Here is a 2,096-nt window from a genome sequence, read left to right as displayed (position 1 = left end):
CGGGTGAACCCGCTCCCACAGGTACTGTACAGATGCTGAGTGCAGCGCGATCCCTGTGGGAGCGGGTTCACCCGCGAAGAGGCCGGCACAGGCCAACAAAAAAGCCCGCATCAAACGATGCGGGCTTTCTCATTCATTGCGGTACGGCTCAGGCCGCCTTGGCTTCCTGCAGGCTCAGCGAGCGGTTCAGCGCACTGAACAGTGCCTTGAAGCTGGCCGTGGTGATGTTTTCATCGATACCCACACCATGTACCGGGCGGCCGCCGGCCACGCGCAGTTCGATGTAGGCCGCAGCCTTGGCATTGGTACCGGCGCCAATGGCATGCTCGTTGTAGTCCATGATCTCCACGGCAATCGGCAGGCCGGCCACCAGCGCCTCCAGAGCGCCGTTGCCTTTGCCGCGCCAGTGCAGGGTGGTTTCGCCTTCACCGGCGACTTCCACTTCCACGGCGCTGTGGCCGTTCTCTTCCTGCAGGCGGTGGCTGACCAGCGCGTACGGGGCGTTGGCCTGGAGGTATTCCTTGTGCAGCAGGCTGTAGATCTGCTGGGCGGTCATTTCCAAGCCCAGGCGGTCGGTTTCACCCTGTACTACCTGGCTGAACTCGATCTGCATGCGGCGCGGCAGGCTGATGCCGTATTCCTGCTCGAGCAGGTAGGTGATGCCGCCTTTGCCCGACTGGCTGTTGACGCGGATTACCGCCTCGTAGCTGCGGCCGATGTCGGCCGGGTCGATCGGCAAGTAAGGCACTTCCCACAGCTCGCCTTCCTGCTGCTTGGCGAAGCCTTTGCGGATGGCGTCCTGGTGCGAGCCGGAGAACGCGGTGTGGACCAGGTCGCCCACGTATGGGTGGCGTGGGTGCACCGGCAGCTGGTTGCACTCTTCGACCACCTTGCGCACGCCGTCGATGTCGGAGAAGTCCAGCAGCGGGTCGATACCCTGGGTGTAGAGGTTCAGTGCCAGGGTCACCAGGTCGACGTTACCGGTACGCTCGCCGTTGCCGAACAGGCAGCCTTCAGCGCGATCGGCGCCGGCCATCAGGCCCAGTTCGGTGGCGGCAATGCCGGTGCCGCGGTCGTTGTGGCAGTGCAGGCTGATGATCACGCTGTCGCGACGGCTGACATTACGGCAGAACCACTCGATCTGGTCGGCGTAGATGTTCGGGGTGGACACTTCCACGGTGGCCGGCAGATTGAGGATGATCTTGTGCTCGGGGGTCGGGTTCCACACCTCGATGACCGCGTCGCAGACTTCCTTGGCGAATTCCAGCTCGGTGGCGCTGAAGGTTTCCGGCGAGTACTGGAAGGTCCACTGGGTTTCCGGCTGCTGGGCGGCGTACTTGACGAACAGCTTGGCCGCGTTCACCGCGATGTCCTTGACGCCTTGCTTGTCCTGGTTGAAGACGATGCGGCGGAACGACGGGCTGGTGGCGTTATACAGGTGGACGATGGCCTTCTTCGCCCCGCGCAGCGACTCGAAGGTGCGGGCGATGAGGTCTTCACGGGCCTGGGTGAGCACCTGGATGGTGGTGTCATCCGGGATGTGGCCGTCTTCGATCAGCATGCGCACGAAGTCGAAATCGGTCTGCGAAGCGGACGGGAACGAGGCTTCGATTTCCTTCACGCCAACCTGCACCAGGGTCTTCCAGAAGCGCAGTTTCTTCTCCGAATCCATCGGCTCGATCAGCGACTGGTTGCCATCACGCAGGTCGGAGCTGCACCAGATTGGCGCGGCGGTGATGGTCTTCGACGGCCAGGTACGGTCAGGCAGGTCGATGGTCGGGAAAGCGCGGTATTTCTTCGAAGGGTCTTTGAGCATGGTCATGGAAGCAATCCTTTTGTGTGCGGCCGAGATCGGGCCTGCCGAGCGATAACGAGATGAAAGGCGAGGCGACGCGATTCAGCCTGGTAGTCGGGCGCTGACCAGGCAGAGGCTGCGATGTTGTCGGAGCAGGATGAGGGTGCTGAAGGTTTTCATGCCTTCAACCCTAACCAGTGAGGTGGGGGATGGCAAGCGCTCAGGAAAAATTGAGAGGAATGCTTAAAAAAAGCTGAAAGGCGAGATTTTATCGCTGTAATTGTCAGAGTGCTTCTCTATT

The 2,096-nt window shown here is 61.5% G+C and carries 1 protein-coding gene; it reads right to left on the bottom strand.

Going from position 1 to position 2,096, the window contains the following annotated elements; all coding sequences use genetic code 11:
* Window positions 1-148: 148 nt before the first annotated feature.
* Window positions 149-1,822, bottom strand: a complete 1,674-nt coding sequence (gene leuA, locus ACK1U9_RS11820; RefSeq protein WP_025337875.1) for a 2-isopropylmalate synthase — start codon at window positions 1,820-1,822, stop codon at window positions 149-151.
* Between the last annotated feature and the right edge of the window lie 274 nt (window positions 1,823-2,096).

This window comes from Pseudomonas sp. XP1 (genome assembly GCF_053557675.1).
The sequence above is the reverse complement of the archived record's forward strand: the minus strand, read 5'-3'. Positions and strand labels throughout refer to the sequence as shown.

Excerpts from the sequence above, each read along its gene's own strand:
- leuA (WP_025337875.1), bottom strand. The coding sequence starts at position 1,822 with ATGACCATGCTCAAAGACCCTTCGAAGAAATACCGCGCTTTCCCGACC.